Below are 21,865 nucleotides of genomic sequence, written 5' to 3' on the forward strand. Positions count from 1 at the left end.
TGATGGACGCTTTGAACAATTGTCCGCCTCTGCCAGTTCAGGCGGATGGCCAGCGGCTCTGGTTTATGGTCGAGTGCAAAAGTTGGTTAACGGCGAAATCCAGGCAGGGATTAAGCTTTTGATGCCGCTACCTCAAGCCACCCTGGCTGGTTTTGCGCTTTTTATTCAGTCGATATTTTGCGAGAGTCTGATCGGTTGGCCGTTTTGATCGACTTGAGGGTTTCTCGATAACCGCTGATCAGAAAGCCCTTTTCGAGGGAAATCGCTTCGTTGAAAACGATCTCACCGAGCGAGGGGGCGTAATAGAGCGTAATTGTGGCCGTGGCGTTCCAGGTGTGTTTCGTCGACTTGATAACGCCCTCGTAATCAACGCGGACGGTGGGTATCCGGGCTTCACGGTTATCGATCAGGATCGGGAAATCCGGGCCGGGCTGGGCAATTGCATGGTAGCTGACGATGTTGTCCCCATAACTGTCAGTCTTTCTTCTAAAACTGACGTCCCATTGTTGCCCCGGCTCAGGCGTCTTTCCGAGTGGGAAATGACGAAACTGGTATGCCTCATCAATCGGGTTTCCGTGGCTAACGATTTTTGTCGCAAAGGCGTCGCGCACGGCAAAGTTTTTGCCGCTTCGGTGATCGTAGCTGCGATCACCGTTGTCACTGATGGTGACTTTGAGGATGCGATCCGGTTTCTTCTCGAAAACGATGGCTTGGCCCGGTTGCTGGGTGGGCGAAAGAAGTTCGTAGCTGAGCGTGTCGCCGCTCGAGATGGCTGGGCTTTGCGCCTGAGCGCTGCCGTTCGGAAGAAAAACTGAAATCAACAGCGCAACGATAAGGACTCTCATGATGCCTCCCTTTGGTCAGAGAACCACTTTACGCTGCTTGGTGAAGGATGAATATTGGGCGCTCCCTGCTGAGCGCGAATGGCCTGGGTTCAGCTTGCAATACCCCAAGGCGTGCGTTGGCTATCCTCGCTTACGCCTCAGGCTGGCAGGCCAGCCGGGCAACGATGGCCTGCATCTGTCGCCGGTGGGCCTTGGTGTGCATGGCGGCCAGCGCGTGCCAGCCGCGCAGGTCGAGTTGGCCGAACCACGGATGGGCGTGGCGCAAGGTGGTGCGTAGATCGCCCAGTCCGTCGATCAGTTGCGCGTAATCATCGACTGCCGCTCGCAGCAGGGCGAGCTGTTCAAACCCCGCGTCTGGCACTGGCTTGACCTCGGCAATACGCAGTTCGCACCCGAATGATGTGTCGTCTGACAGCGCTTCGGCCAGTTCCCGAATGCCGGTATCGACGATCACCAGATGCTGCAACACCATGTTGGCGGACCAGCAGCGGCTGCTGTCCTCCAGCCCGGTCACGCGTGGCAGCAAAACCGGCTGACAGGCAAGCGCTTCAGGCAGGTTGGCCGCAAGGGCGAGCACGCTTTCGGTTTCCCGGCGCAGCCAGTGGGTCAGCGCATCCTTGCTCCAGAAAGTGCTCAACGCCTTGAGCAGTGCGCTGGAAAACCAGCGCTCCAGCATTGGCAGACCGGCGCCGGGTGGGGCGAGGTAAGGGGTGGTGGTCATTTCAGTGTGTTTTGACCGGAATTGAGCTTACGCTGAACTCTTTGGGGTTCTTGGTCGAATAAAACCAATCGATTGTTTGGGCGGGTCAGCTGGCGCCATTAATTGTCGGATAGCTTCGAATACCTCTTTAAGTTGCAGCCGGGTGTTGTGGCTAAAGTTGTCATGTTTCAAGGACATTGCTTCGGTTTTTTCTTCCAGTTCGCCCAGCCGCTTTTCCAGATTGTCGTGCGTTGCACTTAGTTCGCGTATGCGGACGAAGGTGCGCATGATCTCGATATTCACCGCAATGGCTCGGGCGCTGCCGAGAACCGATGACAACATCGCCACGCCTTGTTCGGTGAAAGCGTAGGGAGCGCTGCGGCGTCCTCCACGTCCGGGCTTTGAGGTCACAATTTGTGACCTCAAAGCGGCAAATTCTTCGGTCGTCAGTTGAAACATGAAATCCGTCGGGAAGCGCTGGATATTGCGTTTGACTGCCTGCACCAGCACTTTGGTATGGACGCCGTAAAGTTCGGCCAGGTCAGCATCAAGCATGATGCGCAACTCGCGGAATAATCGGATGCGACTGCTGATCAAAGGGTGGGCTGCCGTCGGCTGTCCTGAGCGGAATGTGTCACGCTCGGGTATGGATTTTTCCAGAAAATCAGACATGTGCGTTGGCTGGCATGGGAATAATGCCGATCAGCATACGACAGCCGGTAATGGCCGTCTATTCAATATGGGTAAGTGCTGCTTACTGCCCGCGCAGGAAAAGCTTGTCGAGCTGGTCCATCGTCAGCTCCGTCCACGTTGGTCTACCGTGGTTGCACTGACCGGCCCGTTCGGTTTCTTCCATTTGCCGCAGCAGGGCATTCATTTCGGGGAGCGTGAGCTGGCGGCGGGCGCGGACGGCGCCGTGGCAGGCCATGGTGGCGAGCAGTTCATTGCGGCGGGCGGTGGCGAGCTGGGTGATGCCGTGTTCGCGCAGTTCGACGATCAGGGATTTGGCCAGCGCGGCTGGGTCGCCGGATTGGAGCAGGGCGGGGACGGCGCGGACGCCTAGCTGATTCGGGCCGAGCGGGGCGATCGAGAAACCGAGGTCGGCCAAGGCGTCGGCGTGTTCTTCGACGGCGGCGATGTCGAGCGGGTCGGCCGAGAAGACGGCCGGGATGAGCAGCGCCTGGGTGGCGATCTGGCGGTTGTCGAAAGCGGTTTTCAGCTTTTCGTAGAGGATGCGTTCATGCGCTGCGTGCATGTCGATCAGGATCAGGCCGCGGGCGTTCTGGGCGAGGATGTAGATGCCGTGCAACTGGGCCAGTGCGTAGCCGAGCGGCGGGCCATCGCTGCCGGTGCTTTCAACGGGCTGGAATTGCGGGGCGACTTCGCTGCGAGGGGCCGGTGACTGGCCGATGTCCTGCACGGCGCGGGCGAAGGCGAGGTAGGCCGCGGCGGCCGGTTCGGCGACGCCAAGGCTGCCTTGGTGGCGCAGTGGCGGGGCATATTCGTAATTTGGCCGGTTTGCCGGCGTGACCACCGAATTCGAATATTCGCTGCTTGCTTCACTCCGTTCGATCAGCGACGGCGCGCTTTCTGCCTGCACCGGCGCTGCCAGCGTGCGCTGGATGGCGTGGAAAACGAACTGGTGCATGGCGCGCGAGTCGCGGAAGCGGACTTCGGTCTTGGCCGGGTGCACATTGACGTCGACCAGCGCCGGATCGATGTTCACGAACAGGCAGACGGCCGGCTGGCGGCTGCCGTGCAGCACGTCGCGATAGGCTTCGCGCAGGGCGTGGCTGATGATCTTGTCGCGCACGAAACGGCCATTGACGAAGACGTACTGGCCATCTTTGGCATCGGTGGCGCGGGTCGGGTCGATGGCGAAGCCGCCTATCGACAGCGCACCGGCGCCGGCTTCGATGCGCCGGGCGGCGCCGAGAAAGTCGTCGCCGAGGATGTCGGCAATGCGCCGGGGGGCGTCGGCCGGAGCCAGCTGGAACAGGTTGCGGCCGTTGTGGGTCAGGCTGATCGCCACATCCGGCCGGGTCAGCGCCAGCCGCTTGACGGCATCGGCGCAGTGGGCGAACTCGGTGCTTTCCGACTTCAAAAATTTGCGGCGGGCCGGGGTGTTGAAATAGAGGTCGCGCATTTCGACCACGGTGCCAGCCATCAGCGCGGCCGGTTCCGGTTCGGCGCCGGGCTCGCCGCGCAGCTTCCAGGCATGCGCCGCCCCACGCTCTCGGCTGGTAATCGTCAGTCGGGCAACGGAAGCGACGGAAGCCAGCGCCTCGCCACGGAAACCCAAGGTGCCGACGCGTTCAAGATCGTCGAGGCTGGAAATCTTCGAGGTGGCGTGCCGGGTCAGGGCCAGCGCCAGTTCGTCCTTGGCAATGCCGCAACCGTCATCGGTAATGCGGATCAACTTGACGCCGCCTTCTTCCAGATGCACCTGGATGGCCTTGCTGCCTGCATCGAGGCTGTTTTCGAGCAGTTCCTTGAGGACGGAAGCGGGTCTTTCGACCACTTCGCCAGCGGCAATCTGGCTGATCAGCAGGTCGGGGAGGCGGGCAATGGTCGGCATGGCGGGATTATCCCAGATTGCACCAGAGGAGGCGCGGTCGACGATGCCGGGAAGCCGGCTCGCCGTCGCAAGAACTGGGGTGTCCGCAAGGCACAACTCTCAACTTCAGGATGCCGACAATGGATGAATGTGCTCAAGCCTAGAGGCGAGGATCGTATACAAACTGTCGAACCAGGCTGGCCGTGATCCCTGCTGAATCCGCGTGGGCGGGATTGATGAGTACGTTGAATTCCTCATGAACGATGACTGAGGGGACTTCCAGGAGCGCCGCGGTATTCCCTTTGATCCAAGCATCGCCAAGCGAGATGGTGGCCATGCCAGGGGGTTCTGAAACCCAAGTCGGATCGAGCCTGGCTACATCCAGTGTTTCCCGGGCTTTCCAAACATCATCCGGTACTTCAATCCGGATCAGGAAGCGATTTCGCGCCGCTATCTCGTTGCCGATATGGGCAAGGGTCTCAAGGGTCGCCAGGGCGATTGTCGGCGAGGTGTAGATGACTGCGTTGCCCTTTGAATTCCAGCGGCCGCCGACGGCCTTGGCTCCGCCGCCGGACATGTCGTTCGCTCGATACTGGGCTGTGTTCTTGGCAATCCGCCAAAGGCTGACGGTCATGCCGCGATGCCGTGTTCGATCCGGCCGAGCGTGTCCATGACGAGATCCACGCCGGCATCGGTATCGAGCAGGGAAAGGGGCGTGACGCCGCCGAGGGAGCGGATTCGATGCTGTATCCAGGCGGTGGCTGAGGCTTCGTCCTCAAGGACTTCCGTGGCGCGTGCCAGGACTTTTTCGACGCGGTACAGGCGATCGGTTTCTGTCGTGGTGAGCGGCTTTTTCTCGGCAAGGCGGCGTTCAATCGTGCTCTGCTTCATGTCGATCTCGCCGAGGAAGAGGGAGCGCGACATGCCGAGCCGCTTGGCCATGATATCGACCGTGCTGGCCGGCAAGCCAATCCGACTGACGCGAACTTGCTCCGAGGCAGCCATGCCGACCACAAAATTTGTCGGCGGGGCAACAAGAACCTTGGCGGTTTTACCGGCCTGACGCTTGAGCCCACGGCCTGGTGGAGTGAGCGCGCTGGTCGCGATCTCAGCTGCCGACATGGTCAGCTGCGGGCCTTTGGTGGCCTTGCCATGCATTCCGGTGATAGGTTTTGACATCGGATATACCTCGTATGATGGTTTTTATTGCATCATTATATGGCGACAAGGTTGGGGTGGGAGGGAAATTTTGTTGATCGTCCGCGGCGCCAATGGAAAGTGCTGCGTCACAGTCTGTAGGTAGCCGTGAGGTAAAATGCACCGTCATTCAAAGCTTGGCGCCCCGCATGGAACTCCTGACCCAATTCATCGAAATCGTTCTTCACCTCGACAAGCATCTGGCGGTTCTCGTCCAGCAATACGGGCTGTGGATCTACGGCATCCTGTTCTTCATCATCTTTGCCGAGACGGGCTTTGTCGTCTTTCCCTTCCTGCCCGGCGATTCGCTGCTGTTCGTCGCTGGTGCGCTGGCGGCGATCGGCGAGGGCGGCATGAATATCTGGACGCTGGTCGGCGTCCTGCTCGCTGCAGCGGTGCTCGGCAACATGGTCAATTACCAGATCGGGCGCTTCCTCGGCCCCAAGGTCTTTCACTGGGAAAACTCCCGCCTCTTCAACAAGGCGGCGCTGCAAAAGACGCATGCTTTCTACGAAATCCATGGCGGCAAGACGCTGGTCATTTCGCGCTTCCTGCCGCTGTTTCGTACCTTCGCACCGTTCGTGGCCGGTATCGGCGCCATGTCGTACGCCAAGTTTTCGCTGTTCAACCTGATCGGCGCCGCCGGCTGGGTCATGTCGCTGTGCTTTGCCGGTTACTGGCTGGGCAACATGCCGTGGGTCAAGCAGAACCTGTCGCTGCTCATCGTCGGCATCATCGTTGTCTCGCTGCTGCCCGTTGCCATCGGCTACCTCCAGCACCGGAAAACGGCCTGATGCGCTGGCTGGCCGTCCTTCTTGTGGTGATGCTGACGGCCTGTTCGACGAAACTGGGCAAGGATGGCCGGACCGATACCTCGGTCGATCTCAAATACCTGGCCAAATCGGAGGTTGACCGCATCGCCGATACCAATCGGGCCGAGGTGGTGAATGGCCTGCTGCTGATTGCCGACAAACTCTACAAGCGCAATCCCAAGGAGTGGAAAAAGAGCGGTGCAGTCAGTCGTGAGGCGGCCATCGAGCGCCTGCGTCAGCGTCAGTACCGTTCCTGGCCGGAATACAACGGCCAGCGCGAGGGGGCTGTGGCGACCCTGGCCTTTACCGAAACCTATGCCGGCGACCGCGTCATGGCGCTGGTCTTCGGGCTGCAGACCATGGTCGATGCAGCTTTCGAGCACAAGCAGGAGTTCTACGTCCTCGACAGCCTGAACGAAATCAAGCTCTACAACAGCGCCCGCAACATGGATATCGCCGTCTGGAAACTTGGCCATGACCGCAATGCGGCGGGCGAACTGTTCCTGCTTTCCAACGAGCTGGACCCAGGCAATCGCAATTTGTCCTTTGAGCGCGAATTCGGCCGCGTCATGGGCCTGCTCGATTTCATGGCGCAGATCGTCGCCGACCGCAACGGGCGCGGTCTTTCCCGGCTGACCCATTCGGTGGTCAGCACCATTTTCTTACCGGTGAGTTTTTTGAAATGAAGAATATCGTCATCCTGATTTCCGGCCGTGGCAGCAACCTGGAGGCGCTGATCGCCGCCCGCGATGCTGGAAATCTGCCCGTCAACATCGCGGCCGTGATCAGCAACCGGCCTGAGGCCATGGGGCTGGAGACCGCGCAGAAGGCAGGCATTGCGGCGCATTTCATCAACCACAAGGCTTTTGCCGGTCGCGAGGCTTTCGATGCGGCGCTGGCCGAGTGCATCGACGATTTTTCGCCTGACCTCGTCGTGCTGGCCGGTTTCATGCGCATCCTGAGCGAAGGCTTCGTCCGTCATTACGAAGGCCGGTTGATGAACATCCACCCGTCGCTGCTGCCCTCCTTCCCCGGTCTGCACACCCACCAGCGGGCGCTGGAAGAGGGGGTGCGCATCCACGGCTGCACCGTGCATTTCGTCACGCCCACCCTGGATCATGGGCCGGTGATCATTCAGGCCGCCGTGCCGGTGCTCGACAGCGATAGCGAAGACAGCCTGTCGGCCCGAGTGCTGCGTCAGGAGCATCTGATTTACCCGCAGGCGGTGCGCTGGTTTGCCGAAGACAAGCTGACGCTGGAAAACGGCCGCGTCCGGCTGGCGGCCGAACTCGCCGACCACGCCGTGCTGATCTCGCCCGAGATCCGCTAAGCCGCCATGCCCCTGGCGTTCGTCCTCGCGCTGGCCGCTTCGCTGGGCATTCACGTCGCCGCACTGTTTGGTCCGGACGTTGAATTGTTCGGCGGTGCCAGCGACGAGCCGGTTACCTTGCGCGCCGAGTTGCAGCCGCCGCCGGCCGTTGCACCAAAAGCAGCAGCCGAGAACAAGCCGGTGGCCAAGCCGCGGCCCAAACCGCTCAAGCCCGGGCCGCTGGCCAGCAGCAAGTCGGTGGCCGATGCGCCGGTAGTGCCGGTGCCCGAAGTGCCTCCCGAGTCAGTACAGGAAACGCCAGCGACCGCCACGGCGGCTGCCCCCGAGCCGGTCAAGCCCCTGCTGCCGGCCAAGGGCACCATCCGCTTCGTGATCACCACGGGAACGCAGGGTTTTACGATCGGTCGCGCCGAGCACACCTGGGAATTCACCGAGGATGGCCATTACCACCTGAGCGGCATGACCGAAACCACCGGCCTGGTTGCCCTGTTCAAGTCGGTACGTTTCGAGAACGAAAGCCGCGGCCGGCTGGTGGCCGGCGGCTTGCAGCCCGAGCAATATCTGACGCGCAAGAACGGCAAGAATGCCAACGAAAATGCCGATTTTGACTGGCCCAATGCCGCCGTCCGGCTTTCCCGCGACGGCAACGTGCGCCCGCTGGCACCCGGCGCCCAGGACATCCTGTCGCTGAACTATCACCTGGCGTACATCAAGCAGCCGGAAGCCGGGGCTACTGTCGGCGTCGTCACCGGCAAGAAGTACGACCGTTACGCCCTAGATTCGTTGGGCGAAGAAGAAATCGACACGCCGGCCGGCCATTTCCGCACGCTGCATCTGCGCGCCATGACTGATACCGTCACTGAAATCTGGATCGCACTCGATCGGCACCGCCTGCCGGTTAAAATCCGCTTTACCGACAAGAAGGGCGACATTTACGAACAAGTCGCCACCCAGATAGGAATACCATGAAAGCCCGCTTCACACCCGCCCTGTTTGCCCACGCCGAGGCCGTTCTCGGCCAGTTGCTGCGTTTCGATCATCCGGCCGATGCCGTCGTTTCACGTTATTTCCGTGACCATCGCGAGCTTGGCCATGCTGATCGCGCCTTTGTCGCCGAAACGGTATTCGCCGTGCTGCGCCGGGGGCGCAGCCTGGAGGCGCGCTGTGGCGGTCAGATGTCCGATCGTCACCGCTTGCTGGCTGCGCTGGCCGTGGCGCGTGGCTGGAGCCAGCGCGAACTGGCGCCGGTCCTCAAGGCCAGCGAAGAAGAATGGTTGTCCGGGGTCAAGGCGGTGCGCGAAGAAGAGATGCCGCCGGCCGTTCGTTGTGATCTGCCGGATTGGCTCTACCAGCGCCTCGAAGTCCAGTTCGGTGCCGAAGAAACGCTGGTTCTGTCGAAAGCGCTGAATCAGCCGGCCCCGCTCGATCTGCGCGTCAATACCTTGAAAATGAACCGTGAGACGCTGCTGGAAAAACTGGCCGCCGACGGTATTGCCTCTGAACCCGGCCCTTTGTCGCCAATGGCCGTTCGCCTGCGCGACAAGCCGGCCCTGGCCAAGACCGCGCTTTTCCTCGAAGGCGCTTACGAGGTGCAGGACGAAGGCAGTCAGTTGCTTGGCTATCTGCTGGAGCCGAAGCGCGGCGAGATGGTCGTCGATTTCTGCGCCGGCGCCGGTGGCAAGACGCTGCTGCTTGGCGCCTTGATGCGCAATACCGGCCGTCTCTATGCCTTCGACGTCTCCGACAAGCGCCTCGCCAATTTGAAGCCACGACTGGCCCGTTCCGGCCTGTCCAACGTTCATCCGGCCCGCATCGAGCACGAGCGCGACACCAAGATCAAGCGCCTGGCCGGCAAGGCCGACCGGGTGCTGGTCGATGCCCCGTGTTCCGGCCTTGGCACTCTGCGCCGCAATCCTGATTTGAAGTGGCGGCAGAGCGAAACCTCGGTGGCCGAACTGACCGTCAAGCAGGCCTCGATTCTCGAAGCGGCGGCCAAGCTGGTTCGCCCCGGTGGCCGTCTGGTCTATGCCACCTGCAGTCTGCTGACGGCAGAAAACGATGAAATCATCGACGCTTTCCTCGAAAAGCATCCCGATTTTTCGCTGACTCCCGCCTCGGCGGTGCTTGCCAAACAGGGCATCACGTTCGAGGGCGACGTGCTGCGTTTGCTGCCGCACAAGCACAATACCGACGGTTTCTTCGCGGCTGTTCTGGATAAAAAGGCATGAGTCAAAAAAGCCCGGCCCTGCGCCTGATCAACGACCTGCTGGCCGATTTCCGCGACCCGGATTTCATCTGGCAGGTGGTCGCGCTGGTCGCTTGTCTCGGCTTGGCTTTTCTGGTGGCGCGCTGGTGGCAGGGGCGCCACGAAGAAGGTGCCGGGCGGCTTTCCGATGCAGGCTCCCGCCTGGCCTTTCCGCTGACCGGCATGGTGCTGGCCGGCCTGGCCATCGCCACGCTGTCTGGCTTCATCCATGTCAATCTGCTCAAGCTGGCCATGCCGCTGCTTGGCTCGATGGCCCTGGTGCGCGGCGTCATTTTCGTGCTGCGCCAAGCCTTCCCGCGAGCGACCTGGCTGACCGCGTGGGAGCGCATCATCGCCGCCACGGTCTGGAGTTGGCTGGCGCTCTACATCACCGATCTGGCGCCTTACGTCATCGATGCCATGGAAGGCGTGGAATTCCATGTCGGCAAGCAACACGTCGATTTGTGGACCATCCTGCGGGCCGTTGCCACCATCTTCCTGACTGTGGTTTTCGCGCTGTGGATTGCCGGCGTCATCGAAGCGAAGCTGATGCGCCTGCATACGCTCGACGCCAACCTGCGCATCGTCGGTGTTCGCGTCGCCAAAGCAGGTCTGACGGTCATCGCCATCCTGACCAGCCTGGCCCTGGTCGGCATCGACATGACGGCACTCTCGGTCTTTACCGGCGCCCTTGGTGTGGGCCTTGGCCTCGGCCTGCAGAAGATCGCCAGCAACTATGTCTCCGGCTTCATCATCCTGCTCGACCGGTCGATCCGCATCGGCAACATCGTCCAGGTCGGCACCGATAGCGGCGAAGTGACCCAAATCACCACGCGCTACACCGTGCTCAAGCATCCCGGCGGTACCGAGTTCATCGTGCCGAACGAAACCTTGATCGGCAGCACGGTCCAGAACCAGACCTATTCCAACAACCAGTTGCGACTGACGACAACCGTCGGCGTTGCCTACGACACCGACCTCGATCTGGCCCAACGTCTGATGACCGAAGTCGCCGCCGCCCATCCGCGCGTGCTGGCCACGCCGGCTCCCAAGGTCTTCCTGACCCAGTTCGCCGACAGCAGCATCAACCTCGAACTCGGTTTCTGGATCGACGACCCGGAAGAGGGCAAGGGCAACATCGTGTCCGACGTCAATTTCGCCCTCTGGCGTGCCTTCAAGGAACACGGTGTGGCAATTCCCTTCCCGCAGCGGGAAGTTAGGCTGTTGAATACGCCGACTTGAAATATTTCAATCTCTGGTTCTGTAGTTCCATTGCGCAATAAATCCCCTTGGTATAATGCTGCCCGAGTTTTTTTGCGGTTTCTTACTTCCATGGGGAAATAATTTTGCGTCGCTCTCTTTCAGTATTCTCCGTTGCCCTGTTTTCCGGCCTATTCCCTGTCGCAGATGCCTTCGCATATAGCCAGAGTTATCTGACCTATTGGGAAACCGAGAATTTGGGTAATGGCAATGCCTGGTACAACTTTGTCGTGGCGAACACGGGCTCAGCCGATTACAACTCGGCGACTACCCTAATCAGTGCCGGTCCTCCGCGTGTCGAGCAGACTCAGGTTCACAACGAAATTCCCGTCATTACCTCTTACGCTCTCCCCATCTTGAGTGCAGCGGCCTGGAATACGGTCAACCAGGCTTCCATTTACCAGCCAGATGGGTGGTCTTGGCGCTTGGTGGATGCAAATTCGCAGAATTGGAGCAATTCGACTGGTAATTCCTTGTTCGATAATCCCTACAAGGTGCTTGAATGGTATGTGACTGATCCCTCTTCTGCTCCCGGCGACTGGCCCTATGACTGGTCTTACCGCTATGGACTGGCTCCGTTGTTCAGTCAAGCTGACGTTATGGGGTGGCTCGCCAACTCTCCGGATGATGATCCGGTCGATTTTTTACACGACGAAGTCACGGATCAGGACGGGAATACAATCTGGTCTTCGGCAGGCTATTTGTGGCATGAAGGTATTGCGCCGGCATTCGGCTTTTTGGCCTATTCGGGCAAAACACTGAGTCCCGATCAGACCGGCTGGGATTTGGTGGTTCAGGACTACACCTACACCACGACCTACACGCCGCTGCCCCCACGTATCGGCGATCCAGATGACCCGTTGAAGAGTTCTGGCGTTGGTGCAGTGGCTTTGCCAACTGCTCCGATGTCTGTTCCCGAGCCAGAAACGCTACCGATGGCCTTGGTAGCCTTGGGGTTGATGACGCTGGTTGCCCGTCGGCGTAAATCTTTGAGTTAATCACCTTGGCGTAATGGATGCCGCTGAGCCAAGTGCTCAGGATAAATACGGAAATGGCGCTCAAATAATCCCGGTCAAGTATTTCTTGCCGGGATTATTTCTTGAACAGTGCCGCCGCCGTAACTCGGGCCTCAACTTTCCCGTTTTTCTCTCTTTGGAAATTGCAGCATCAACCTCGAACTCGGTTTCTGGATCGACGACCCGGAAGAGGGCAAGGGCAACATCGTGTCCGACGTCAATTTCGCCCTCTGGCGTGCCTTCAAGGAACACGGCGTGGCAATTCCCTTCCCGCAGCGGGAAGTGCGAATGCTGAACGAAACGAGGTAATACCCTAGGTCTCGGCGGTGGGGTTGGGCGGTAAATCTTTGTTAAACTCGGCCCCTCCGCAATCGACAAGTCCTTGTTTCGATACAGCCTGGGTCAGCGTTTCTGCCTCGTCGCCAGGTTGTTCTCGCAGAAGAGCAACGTGAACTCAACAGAAATGCAATTTCCGCTGCGCCTGCGACAGGCGGCTTTGTTTGTCGCAGTACTGCTGGCATTCCCGGCAAGCGCCGATGACGAACTGTTTTTCAGCGAAATGCCGATCGTCGCTTCGGTCAGTCGCTTGCCACAGCAGCTTTCCGAAACCCCCGCATCGGTCACGGTGATCGATCAGGAAATGATCCGGGCCTCGGGCATGCGGACGGTTGAAGACCTGCTCCGGCTGGTGCCGGGCTTTCAGGTGACGTCGCACAATCAGGATCCGGCCATCGTCGCCTATCACGGGCTGGCTAATGGTCTCGCGGGGGAAGAGTACGGGCCGCGTGTGCAGGTACTGGTCGATGGCCGTTCGCAGTATTCGCCCTTGTTCAAGTCGGGGGTCAACTGGAATCTGCTGCCGGTAGCACAGGAGAACATCGAGCGTATAGAAGTGATCCGGGGCTCGAATACGGTTTCCTATGGCTCAAACGCCTTTATGGGCGTGGTGAATATCATCTCGATTGATCCGGCCCTGACCAAAGGCTGGCAGGTATCTGCCAATCACGGCAATAACGGAATTCGTGACGAAATGGTGAGTTGGGGGGAGCGAATCGGCGAAGCGAATGTGCGCATGACCTATCGCTCCTTGCAGGATGACGGTTTTCAGCGGGGCTTCTACCGGGTCAATAATCTGGACCAATGGACTTACGCGCCGGATAGCCGTCAGTCCCAGTTGTTCGATTTGCGCGTTGATCTGCCGCTGTCAGCCCGCGATGATCTGCAATTGACCGGCACCTTTGCGCGGGACATGACCCAATACGGGCGGCCGGGAAGTCCGAGTAACGATCCCTTGCGCAATCTCGAGCAGTCCTCGACTGCCTTTGGCATCCAATGGCGTCGTGTTTTTTCGCCGACCGATGAATTGAAGCTTCGTTACGCCTATACCGAGGATTGGGCTTACGGTCGCTATTGGCGAGAGCACAGTATCACGACGCCTTCTGGCACCTCGGCGCCGTTACGGTTTTCGTATGATCCCGGTGGCCGCTCCATGCTTCATGAACTGGAAGTCGAGCATCGGCTCTCTTTCTCGCCAGCCACGCGGGCGGCATGGGGCGCGGGCGCAAAGTTTACCGAGCTCCAGTCATACGCCCAGTTCTCGACGCCTGGCTGGCAAGATCGTTTTGCCTACCGAGCTTTCGGCAATCTCGAGTATCGCCCGTTTCAATCTCTGCTCTTCAATCTCGGTGCAAGCGCTGAGCACGATAGCGTCACTGGCTGGATGTTCGATCCTCGTGCCAGTGTCAGCTATCACGTTCTGCCGGGGCACACGCTGCGTTTTTCTGTTTCCAGGGCGCACAGGAATCCGAGCCTCTATGAAACTTCCGGGCGTTTTGACCGGCGCGACGCTTATACAGGAATACTGGATATCAATTATCTGGCACAAGGCGTAGAGCCAGAGCGTATCGATACGATGGAAATCGGTTATCTGGCTGAATTGAAGGAGTACCGGGCCAGCCTCGATGTTCGCATGTTCAGCGAGCGGATTCCAAACTACATCCAGATTCTTCCGCTCCCGCTCCCGGCTGGCATTCCTGATGAAAATGACCGTCAGAGCACACGTGATAATGCTGCATTTAATTTCGCAACCTATCACTACGGGCGTGCCGATGCCGCCGTCAATCTGGAAAACGTTCGCGTCAAGGGTTACGAGTATCAACTGCAATGGCGGCCATTCGATAGCACACGCCTTATTTACGGCAGTGCGCTCGTCTGTATCGAAGCTGAACTCACCGACATCAATCGGGTAGCCGATGATCGGGGCCCCAACACCTACAAGATCGCTACGCAAACGCGCGATTCGGCACCGACCCACTCGCAGTCGGCCATGCTGATCCAGAAACTGCCCTACGGTTTGCAGGCCTCCGTTATGTATTTCCGGGCATCACCGATGCGCTGGCGGCGGAACGATCCGACCTCCATCGAGGCCAGTGAGCGCTTCGATTGGCGTCTTGCCAAGGGCTTCACCCTTGGGCCAGTACGGGGCGAACTGGCTTACACGGTGCAGATGGCGAACGAGTCACAGCAGGGACGGACGGTCAACCGCATTGCTGACCGCCTGCAATGGGTCTCGCTGCGCCTCAATTTCTGATCAGCAGGATTTCAGAACAGCGTCGTCGCCTGCACCCAGGCGTCCGGCAGCACTGAAACCACTTGTGCTTCCAGCCACTTGTCGGCGCCGGAAAGAATGGCCAGTCCGGTCAGCAGGATCAGGACGCCAAAGGCCTTCTTGATCCCGTCAATGCGGGCCAGCACCCAGCCTCTTGCCACACTGAACCCCCGCCGCGAGGCGTAGGCGACAGCGACCAGCGGGATCGCCGCGCCGATGCCGAACAGGCCGAGAATGGTGCCACCGCGCAGCGCCCCGCCTTCGCTGGCGACCAGCGTCAGGGCCGAGGCGAGCAGTGGGCCGGAGCAGGGGCTCCAGACCAGGCCGAGCACGCCGCCAAGCAGCAGTGCACCGGTCAGCGAGCCACCGTCGAGCTTGGCAGAAGCCGCATTGGCACTCGAGGCGATGGGCAGCATCCATTCCGTGAAGCGCTGATTGAGCACCGGCACCAGCATGACCAGGCCGAAGGCGATCAGCAGCCAGGCGCCGAACAGCCGAACACTGTCTGAATCAATGCCGAGGGCCGGGCCGAGAGCGCCGAGCACGACGCCGATCAGTGCAAAGGAAATGGCCATGCCGAGGCCCATGGCCAGCGGCGCCAGCCGGTTGGCCTGCACGGCGCCGCCGAGGACCAGCGGCAGGATGGGAAAAACGCAGGGCGAGAGTGTCGTCAAACTGCCGGCGACCAGGCTCAGGCCGAGGTGGGCGAGGGGAATGTCCATGGCGCTTACTTCGCGCTGTCGAGCACGGCGCGCAGCGTCTTGGCGTCAGTCTCGCCGGCCAGACGCCCGGTTTCCTTGCTGCCCTTGTAGACAATTACCGTCGATTGGGTGCGCACGCCAAGCTGGCGTTTCAACTCGCGCTCCTTGTCGTAATTGACGATGAGCAGCGTGCCGGGCACCGCGGCATCGCCCTTCCAGCCGTTGAACACCTTTTCCTGAGCACGGCAGGTCGGGCACCAGTCAGCGTGGAAATGCAGGGCCACCGCTTCGCCGGCCTTCTGTTTGGCCGCCAGCGTTTCCGGCGAGTAGGGCTGGATGTCGAGGGCGAAGACGAGGCTGGCAGCGGCCGAGATGGCGAGGCCGGCGAGAAGCTGGATGGTTTTCATGATTATTCTCCGTTGAAGTGGGGTAATCATTAGTCGCCGGCGGGGCGAAAAACTTACAGCTCAACGGGGAATGATTCAGCCGTGGGGAATGCTGGCTGCGGGACTGCATCCAGAGGGATAGGTTCAAAGGTGTCCATCAGACCTTAATGGGTTAAAAATACGGACCTCCAGAGTTGCCACAGAAACGCCCTACTTAATAAGTCCCTTTTCGAGAGCATACAGTTTTCCACTCTTGGTCAACTGATACAAAGTCGCGGTAGGTTGAGTCAAATAGCCTAGTTGAACAGCCTCTTCAACGAGCAGATCAATCATTACTCGTGATATATCCATAGCATTTACAAGATCAGCATAGCGCTGAAGGTCCCTGCTATTTGTCTCAAACAGCATAACAACGACTGACATCAACTCTCTCAATCCATCGTTTGTTGGGGAGGCTGCCTTTGGAATAACTGGGAAAGGGGATTTGGTAATAGGTGGTTTTTCAAACAATGGGGCGTTGTGTAGGGTTCGAATTAGCTCATCGAAAGAAAACTCAAATTGATCCTGGCGTGAGAAGTCAAGATACAGTTTTGTTTGCAGGAATGTGGGTAGCTTATTTCCCGCTACTTGGCGAATAAGAGGGATTACTTTGTTTGAATCAATGCGTGCAAGCAATCCTGCTGTGACGATCATTTTTTCGTAGCCAACACCTCCTACGCCTGCATTGGCTTTTTCCACGTACTTCTCAGTACATACCATCAGTACCTTATCCGCTGCTGCCACCTGCGTTTCCATAAAATAAGCGAGGTCATCCCCTGGACGTAGGTCCCACTGATCGATTACAGCATCCACCCCAGATGAACGAAGCTGGGTTGCAAGATCCAGAACCCATTTTTTGTGATCGAGTGAGTCATGGGAGTAGGAGATGAATACCTTCGGAATGCTCATGTTTGAATGCCCTGTTGGGTAAAAGGGGCCAGGCTCGAATTTTCACCGGTGCCCGAGCCGAATAACGCCGAAAGCATACACGCAGTAGTCGATTGTCCGCTTGAGAAAACAGTGGGTCAGCGATCACTCCTGGCCGATTGTTGCCTGATAAAACCTGCTCAGGACAACGAAATCGCGCTGATCAAACTGCCAAGCACGATGCCCTGCCGACGCAAGTCGTCGAGCAACGTTGCGCCGTGGGCCAGCAGTTGTTCGGGGGCGGGGTGTTGCAGTTCGATGGCGATCTGGCGGATGGCGGTTTCGCCGGTGGTTGGTGCGGTGGCGAGCAGGCTCAGCAGGCGGCTGGTGACGGCGTTGATCTGGCTGAATTGCACGTCGTCGTTGGCATCGCGGTAGACGGCGAGGTAAGTTGGCTGTGGCTTGCGCGGGCGGTAATCCGGGCTGATGCGGTGCACCGGCCAGGTGTAGGCGAGGTTGAGGAGGGCCGGGTTGAGGGCGACCGGGTTGCGCAGCAGGTCGCCGGCGGGGTCGTGTGCGGGCCTCGGTGCATCGATGACGTCGACCGCCAGTTCAGCCCATTCGTAATGCGCCAGTTCGGCCAGCCAGACGGGGAGCGGCTGACTGATCTCGGCTTCGGCCAGATAGCGGACGAATTCGCGCGGAATTTCGCGGAACCACGGCGTGTGCAGCGGCCAGTCGCGGTAGAAGGTCCGGCACAGCCGTCGCCAGCGCTTTTCGCCAAGAATGGCCCGGCTGGCCGGGAAGCAGCGGTCGACAAAGCCGCAGATATTGTTGAACAGCAGTTCGTTGTACACCGCCATGCGTCGGGCCGGCACGCCGGGTGGGCGCGGGGTGTGTTGCGGGTCGCGCAGGTGGTCGGCGAAGGCGCGCTGGAAGTCCTGGAAATCGGCACTCATCAGGCGGCCTTCCGGGGTGCGGCGGCGGCCTGCAAACGGGCGATCTGCTCGACTTCCGCGGTCAGCGCTGGCAAATCGGGAATGTTGAAATCGCGTTCAAGGCAGGTCGGCACAGTGCCGCCGATGCGGGTGTAGGCCGCTTCGAGCAGCGACCAGACCGGGTCGATGACTTCGGCGCCATGGGTGTCGATCAGCAGCCCATCCGGCTCGACGTAATGGCCGGCGACATGGACGTAGCAGGTGCGTTCGAGTGGCAGGGCGTGCATGAAAGCGAGCGGGTCGAAGCCGAAATTACGGCTGTTGACGTAGATATTGTTGACGTCGAGATGCAGCAGGCAATCGGCCTCACGGATGATGCTGGAAATGAATTCGGCCTCGCTCATCTCGGCGCCTGGTGGTGCGACATAGTACGAGGCGTTTTCGATGCCGATGCGCTGGCCGAGTATGTCCTGCGCCCGCTGGATGCGTTCGACCGTCCATTTGACGGCTGGCTCGGTCATCGGGATCGGCAGCAGGTCGTAGAGATGGCTGTCGTCGGCGCACCACGACAGGTGTTCGGTGTACAACGCCATGCCGTGTTCGCTCATGAAAGCCTTGATGCGCCGAAGCAGGGCTTCATCCAGGGGCCCCGGTCCGCCAAGCGATAGCGACAGGCCGTGGCAGACGAAGGGGTAACGTTCGGTGAACTGGCGCAGCTCCTTGGCGGAGCGACCGCCCATGCCGGCCCAGTTTTCCGGGGCAAGCTCGAAAAAGCGGATGGCCTCAGGCACGCCGGCTTTCAGCGCTTCGATCAGTTCGCGGCGAAAGCCGAGGCCGGCACCGTGGGCGTGGCGTGGCAACATTAGCGTGATTTCCGTTGAGAAGAAAAGCGGGCAGGGCGAACCCTGCGCCGCAGCCGATCAACCCAGCCTTATTTCTTGGCGCCGCAGGAGGCGTCCTTTTTCTTGTCCGCGCCGCATTTGGCTTCGGTCGATTTCTTGGCCGCACCGCAGGAAGCGTCTTTCTTCTTGTCGGCGCCACACTTTGCCTCGGCTGCCTTTTTGTCGGCACCGCATTTGGCGTCCATCTTCTTGTCGCCGCCGCAGCTGCCGTCCTTCATCTTGGTATCGGCCTGGGCTAGCTGATAGCCGGCTTCCAGCTTGGTGGCGCCAAACGGGTTGTCGGCGGCGTGGGCAACCGGGCTGAAGGCAAGGGTGGCGAAGGCAGAGCCGACAGCCAGGGAAACGAGATTTTGTTTTTTCATGATTTGCTCCGTTGAGATTGAGGTGGTCGGATCAGTCTTTGGGACTCATCCAGGCCCCCGTCACCTGACGCATGAATGCGAACTGCTTTTCAGCCCGTCGGCAACCGATACATATCGCCAGATGCAGTCGAAACTGAACGCGCTCCCAAAAACTGAGCTTGCGTTCCATCTGTATCGAGGCGAGGCGGGTGGCTTCCATGCAGCTGATCATTTCAATTCCTGTTCTGCGTCCTGGCTTGAGGGCCTGTTCCATTAGTCGGCACGGTCATCAAAACCTTACAAAATTTTTTTACAGTAAGATCTGCGATGACAAAACCTATCGAGACGACATGTCCTCTGACCCGCTGCACGACCCGGAGTTTCTCACAGGCCTGCGTCGCGACATGCTGCGCTTCGCCGAGATGCAGTTGCGAAATCGTGCCCAGGCCGAAGACGCGGTTCAGGAGGCGCTGGCCGGCGCCCTGCAGGGCCGGGAAAAATTTGCTTCCCGGGCGTCCTTGCGCACCTGGGTACTCTCCATCCTGAAGCACAAGATCGTCGATGTGCTGCGGGCCAAGGTTCGCGAGAATGTCGTCGCCGATGTTGAAAACGACGACGATCTGAATGCCTATTTCGATGATCGCCAGCACTGGGCCGAAGATACCCGGCCGTCGGAATGGCAGACGCCGCAGGAGGCGATGGAGAACAAGCGTTTCTGGGAGGTTTTCGAGGCCTGCCTTTACCGCCTGCCGGAAGCGAGCGCTCGCATCTTCACCATGCGCGAAGTGCTCGGCTTCGATACCGACGAAATCTGTCAGACCCTGGCGATCACCAGCAACAACTGCTGGGTGCAACTGCACCGTGCCCGGCTGGCGCTGCGCGCCTGTCTTGGCGCCAACTGGTTCGGCGAAGCAGCGTAGGCAGCTGCGGGCATCACGGTTTTGGCGGGCCGTGATCGCCGTGCGGCATGGGCGATCAATGAGCGGGTGGCGACCGCCGTTGCTCAGGCATTTTTCGGCAGTCATCACCGGGTAATGCGCGTCGCCCACAATCGGGCGATGACCAGACAAGGATTTGCCCGCCGTGATTAAAAATGCCCTTGCATTGTTTCGCGGCTACGCCATTTGGGTTCGCCGACTACCGCAGGCAACGGGCTTCATGTTCGCTGCGCGCTCGCGCTGGGGCCGTTCAGTCAAGGTTCTTCTCTTCGCGGTCGGCGTTGTCCTGCCGCTCGGCTCGTTGATCTGGGCATTGTTGTTCTGGCATGGCAACGGTGTGCTCCGGGCCGGCCAAGCTGCCGCCGTTCGTCACGCGCCATCGCCTGCGGCGGCTGATTAAGCAGCTACCGGCTCGCCTATCTGGTGAACGATGGGCACCGGTTGCCAGCGATCCATGCGTAATGCCAATGCCAGCCCCCGGGGCGCAACGGCTCGCTTGGCATCGTCTTGTCGCTGGTGGGCCCTTCGTCGGCATTCCCGCCTCAGGCCACCCGAAATCCCATTGGCGGCATCTGAATAAGCCTTTGGCATGTCTCTTTTTCAAGACAAATTAATCAGCCAATAATCATGTGCTTGGCATGGAAGGGCTTTTCCCTGTCTCCGTGGCGCGACATCCGGGTGCTGATTATTGGACGAAACTCCCAATAAGCAATTGATTGCAGGTTGTTAAATTTTTGGCATGTTTGTTGCGCTATTCGTCTGGCATCTGTCGTTTTCGTCACCTAGCCAGGAGAAAAGAAATGAATGCCACTGCCAGCGAAGAACCCATGGGCGTGCCTTGTTGCCCGGCGCTCGCCAAAGATACCGTCTGCGATGTCCTGGATTTTCACTATCGGACACGCCACACCACCAACGTCGCCGCAGGGGGGCGGCGTATCCAGGTCGAGGTGCTCATCCATGCCCGCCTGGAACGCTGCCCGGGGCCGATGACCCTGGGCGACCTGGTGTACAGCACGACGCTGCTGCCGGGTGAGAAGGTCCGGCTGTTCACCTCCGATCGCCGCACCCGATTCAGCGTCGATAGCGAGAGCAAGGTGAGCTACCGGCACGAACAAACCTCCGAGGAACGTTACTACCTGTCGAGCATGCAGGATTTCATGTCCGACCTGTCGGTGCGCGACGCCGGCAGTGCGTACGCCAGCAGCAATGGGTCGGCCCGGGGGCACGGCGAAACCAGCAGCGCCCTCGGCGCCATTTTTTCGGGGCCGTCGGTCGATGTCAGCGGTTCCTACGATGCGTCATCGACATCGTCGTTCATGCGCGAGTTGAGCCAGCACGCCAGTGCTTCGGACCGTCGCTCCGAATCGGCAACGCGCGCCGCCAGTTCGGTCTCGGTCGGCGAAGTGTCCAGCCGTTCTCACACTCAAGGGGAGTCGGAAGACCACCAGGAGTCGTCGTCACGCGAGTTTTCCAACCCCAATCGCTGCCGCGCGGTGACCTACTTTTTCTACCAGATCAACAAGACCCAGACCATCAAGTTCAGGATTGTCGCCATTCAAAGACGCGTCATCGATCCGGCCGCCGAGACGCGCGTCTCGAACAATCCCTTCGCCGCCGACGGTGGCATCTCGGCCATTCCCAGCGCCGTGCTGGCGACCGATCCCAATCGTCTGAAAGTCGAGCAGCTTGGCCGCGACAGCGTGCTGGCCAAACAGAATGCCAACTTTGCCGCAGGCCTGAGCCGGGAGGCGGCCGGGGCCAATCTGGCCCGCCTCTCGGCTCTCGACAGCAATGTGCAATCGATCTCCCCGATACTGAAGGCGCGCGCCTTGCAGGAGGTCGATCAGTCCCTTATCAAGGAACGCCTGATCGACAAGAACGGCAAGGTGCTCGATGAGCTGGTCGGTGAACTCTCCTTTGAGCGAATCAGCTCCTTGCCGACGCCGGGCCTTCTGGTCAAAGGCTGTCTGGACGAGTGCGACACCTGTGAGCCGGCGCTCGAAAAATCGATCCAGCTTGAACTGGAGCACAAGCAGTTGCAAAACGAACTGCTTAAAAAGCAGATCGAACTGCTCGAAAAATCGCAGGAGTATCGCTGCTGCCCCATCTCAGGGGTGGAACCCGTCACGCCATGAATTTCTGGCTAGTCCAATTTCTTGTGTAGCAAAGCCGGTATCCACCAC

Annotated in this window: 25 protein-coding genes; 11 read left to right on the top strand and 14 right to left on the bottom strand. The window is 59.8% G+C overall.

The features are described from left to right. Positions 1-161: 161 nt before the first annotated feature. The 6 genes from KI617_RS05155 to parS all read right to left on the bottom strand — a co-directional run bounded on the left by KI617_RS05155 (position 162) and on the right by parS (position 5,281). Complete coding sequence (locus KI617_RS05155; protein WP_226450951.1) at positions 162-845, bottom strand: hypothetical protein; 684 nt, start codon at positions 843-845, stop codon at positions 162-164. 130 nt (positions 846-975) lie between these two features. Beyond that, the gene (locus KI617_RS05160; protein ID WP_226450952.1) at positions 976-1,566 is read right to left on the bottom strand and encodes a DinB family protein; all 591 of its coding nucleotides are present in this window, start codon (positions 1,564-1,566) and stop codon (positions 976-978) included. Positions 1,567-1,593: 27 nt separating this feature from the next. Beyond that, positions 1,594-2,217, bottom strand: a complete 624-nt coding sequence (locus KI617_RS05165; RefSeq protein ID WP_226450953.1) for an ORF6N domain-containing protein — start codon at positions 2,215-2,217, stop codon at positions 1,594-1,596. Between the two features lie 82 nt (positions 2,218-2,299). Beyond that, positions 2,300-4,123 (bottom strand): DNA mismatch repair endonuclease MutL, encoded by a 1,824-nt coding sequence (gene mutL, locus KI617_RS05170; RefSeq protein WP_226450954.1) that lies wholly within the window; start codon positions 4,121-4,123, stop codon positions 2,300-2,302. Between the two features lie 139 nt (positions 4,124-4,262). Then, positions 4,263-4,736, bottom strand: a complete 474-nt coding sequence (locus KI617_RS05175; RefSeq protein ID WP_226450955.1) for an RES family NAD+ phosphorylase — start codon at positions 4,734-4,736, stop codon at positions 4,263-4,265. Beyond that, positions 4,733-5,281: a type II RES/Xre toxin-antitoxin system antitoxin gene (gene parS, locus KI617_RS05180; RefSeq protein ID WP_226450956.1), complete on the bottom strand. Its 549-nt coding sequence runs from the start codon at positions 5,279-5,281 to the stop codon at positions 4,733-4,735. Before parS ends, KI617_RS05175 begins: the two co-directional genes overlap by 4 nt. Positions 5,282-5,448: 167 nt before the next feature. Here parS and KI617_RS05185 point away from each other — a divergent pair, with 167 nt between their 5' ends. From KI617_RS05185 to KI617_RS05215, 7 genes are all read left to right on the top strand, one after another. Next, on the top strand, positions 5,449-6,093 hold the full coding sequence (locus KI617_RS05185) for a DedA family protein (protein ID WP_226450957.1): 645 nt from the start codon (positions 5,449-5,451) through the stop codon (positions 6,091-6,093). Next, complete coding sequence (locus KI617_RS05190; RefSeq protein ID WP_226450958.1) at positions 6,093-6,797, top strand: hypothetical protein; 705 nt, start codon at positions 6,093-6,095, stop codon at positions 6,795-6,797. Before KI617_RS05185 ends, KI617_RS05190 begins: the two co-directional genes overlap by 1 nt. Continuing rightward, on the top strand, positions 6,794-7,441 hold the full coding sequence (gene purN, locus KI617_RS05195) for a phosphoribosylglycinamide formyltransferase (protein WP_226450959.1): 648 nt from the start codon (positions 6,794-6,796) through the stop codon (positions 7,439-7,441). The genes KI617_RS05190 and purN overlap by 4 nt, the downstream gene beginning before the upstream one ends. Before the next feature lie 6 nt (positions 7,442-7,447). After that, the gene (locus KI617_RS05200) at positions 7,448-8,410 is read left to right on the top strand and encodes a DUF3108 domain-containing protein (protein WP_226450960.1); all 963 of its coding nucleotides are present in this window, start codon (positions 7,448-7,450) and stop codon (positions 8,408-8,410) included. Beyond that, entirely contained in the window at positions 8,407-9,669 is a 1,263-nt protein-coding gene (locus KI617_RS05205; RefSeq protein ID WP_226450961.1) for an RsmB/NOP family class I SAM-dependent RNA methyltransferase, read from the top strand. Before KI617_RS05200 ends, KI617_RS05205 begins: the two co-directional genes overlap by 4 nt. Beyond that, entirely contained in the window at positions 9,666-10,928 is a 1,263-nt protein-coding gene (locus KI617_RS05210; RefSeq protein ID WP_226450962.1) for a mechanosensitive ion channel family protein, read from the top strand. Before KI617_RS05205 ends, KI617_RS05210 begins: the two co-directional genes overlap by 4 nt. 104 nt (positions 10,929-11,032) lie before the next feature. Next, positions 11,033-11,944 carry a PEP-CTERM sorting domain-containing protein gene (locus tag KI617_RS05215; RefSeq protein ID WP_226450963.1) on the top strand — a complete coding sequence of 304 codons (912 nt, stop codon included), beginning with the start codon at positions 11,033-11,035 and terminating at the stop codon, positions 11,942-11,944. Between the two features lie 60 nt (positions 11,945-12,004). Here KI617_RS05215 and KI617_RS05220 read toward each other — a convergent pair whose 3' ends face one another. Beyond that, entirely contained in the window at positions 12,005-12,214 is a 210-nt protein-coding gene (locus KI617_RS05220; protein ID WP_226450964.1) for a hypothetical protein, read from the bottom strand. A 175-nt stretch (positions 12,215-12,389) separates the two neighbouring features. Here KI617_RS05220 and KI617_RS05225 point away from each other — a divergent pair, with 175 nt between their 5' ends. Further along, positions 12,390-14,552, top strand: coding sequence for a TonB-dependent receptor plug domain-containing protein (locus tag KI617_RS05225; protein ID WP_226450965.1), 2,163 nt, complete (start codon positions 12,390-12,392; stop codon positions 14,550-14,552). A gap of 11 nt (positions 14,553-14,563) precedes the next feature. On the opposite strand, the gene KI617_RS05230 is transcribed toward KI617_RS05225, so the two are convergent. From KI617_RS05230 to KI617_RS05260, 7 genes are all read right to left on the bottom strand, one after another. After that, positions 14,564-15,292 (bottom strand): cytochrome c biogenesis CcdA family protein, encoded by a 729-nt coding sequence (locus KI617_RS05230; protein WP_226450966.1) that lies wholly within the window; start codon positions 15,290-15,292, stop codon positions 14,564-14,566. Positions 15,293-15,297: 5 nt separating this feature from the next. After that, positions 15,298-15,678 carry a thioredoxin family protein gene (locus tag KI617_RS05235; protein ID WP_226450967.1) on the bottom strand — a complete coding sequence of 127 codons (381 nt, stop codon included), beginning with the start codon at positions 15,676-15,678 and terminating at the stop codon, positions 15,298-15,300. 189 nt (positions 15,679-15,867) lie between these two features. Then, positions 15,868-16,605 carry a toll/interleukin-1 receptor domain-containing protein gene (locus KI617_RS05240; protein WP_226450968.1) on the bottom strand — a complete coding sequence of 246 codons (738 nt, stop codon included), beginning with the start codon at positions 16,603-16,605 and terminating at the stop codon, positions 15,868-15,870. 158 nt (positions 16,606-16,763) lie between these two features. Then, positions 16,764-17,522, bottom strand: a complete 759-nt coding sequence (locus KI617_RS05245) for an HvfC family RiPP maturation protein (RefSeq protein ID WP_226450969.1) — start codon at positions 17,520-17,522, stop codon at positions 16,764-16,766. After that, positions 17,522-18,364: an HvfB family MNIO-type RiPP peptide maturase gene (locus KI617_RS05250; protein WP_226450970.1), complete on the bottom strand. Its 843-nt coding sequence runs from the start codon at positions 18,362-18,364 to the stop codon at positions 17,522-17,524. Before KI617_RS05250 ends, KI617_RS05245 begins: the two co-directional genes overlap by 1 nt. Before the next feature lie 68 nt (positions 18,365-18,432). Beyond that, entirely contained in the window at positions 18,433-18,765 is a 333-nt protein-coding gene (locus tag KI617_RS05255) for a hypothetical protein (protein WP_226450971.1), read from the bottom strand. Between the two features lie 31 nt (positions 18,766-18,796). Next, positions 18,797-18,964 carry an anti-sigma factor family protein gene (locus tag KI617_RS05260; RefSeq protein ID WP_226452044.1) on the bottom strand — a complete coding sequence of 56 codons (168 nt, stop codon included), beginning with the start codon at positions 18,962-18,964 and terminating at the stop codon, positions 18,797-18,799. Positions 18,965-19,094: 130 nt separating this feature from the next. On the opposite strand from KI617_RS05260, the gene KI617_RS05265 reads away from it, so the two are divergent. From KI617_RS05265 to KI617_RS05275, 3 genes are all read left to right on the top strand, one after another. Next, positions 19,095-19,664 (top strand): sigma-70 family RNA polymerase sigma factor, encoded by a 570-nt coding sequence (locus KI617_RS05265; RefSeq protein WP_226450973.1) that lies wholly within the window; start codon positions 19,095-19,097, stop codon positions 19,662-19,664. A gap of 163 nt (positions 19,665-19,827) precedes the next feature. After that, a complete protein-coding gene (locus tag KI617_RS05270; RefSeq protein WP_226450974.1) occupies positions 19,828-20,082 on the top strand; it encodes a hypothetical protein in 255 nt (84 codons plus the stop codon). Between the two features lie 400 nt (positions 20,083-20,482). Next, on the top strand, positions 20,483-21,817 hold the full coding sequence (locus KI617_RS05275; protein ID WP_226450975.1) for a hypothetical protein: 1,335 nt from the start codon (positions 20,483-20,485) through the stop codon (positions 21,815-21,817). Positions 21,818-21,865: the final 48 nt, after the last annotated feature.

The organism is Ferribacterium limneticum, from assembly GCF_020510625.1.
Lineage (GTDB): Bacteria > Pseudomonadota > Gammaproteobacteria > Burkholderiales > Rhodocyclaceae > Azonexus > Azonexus limneticus_A.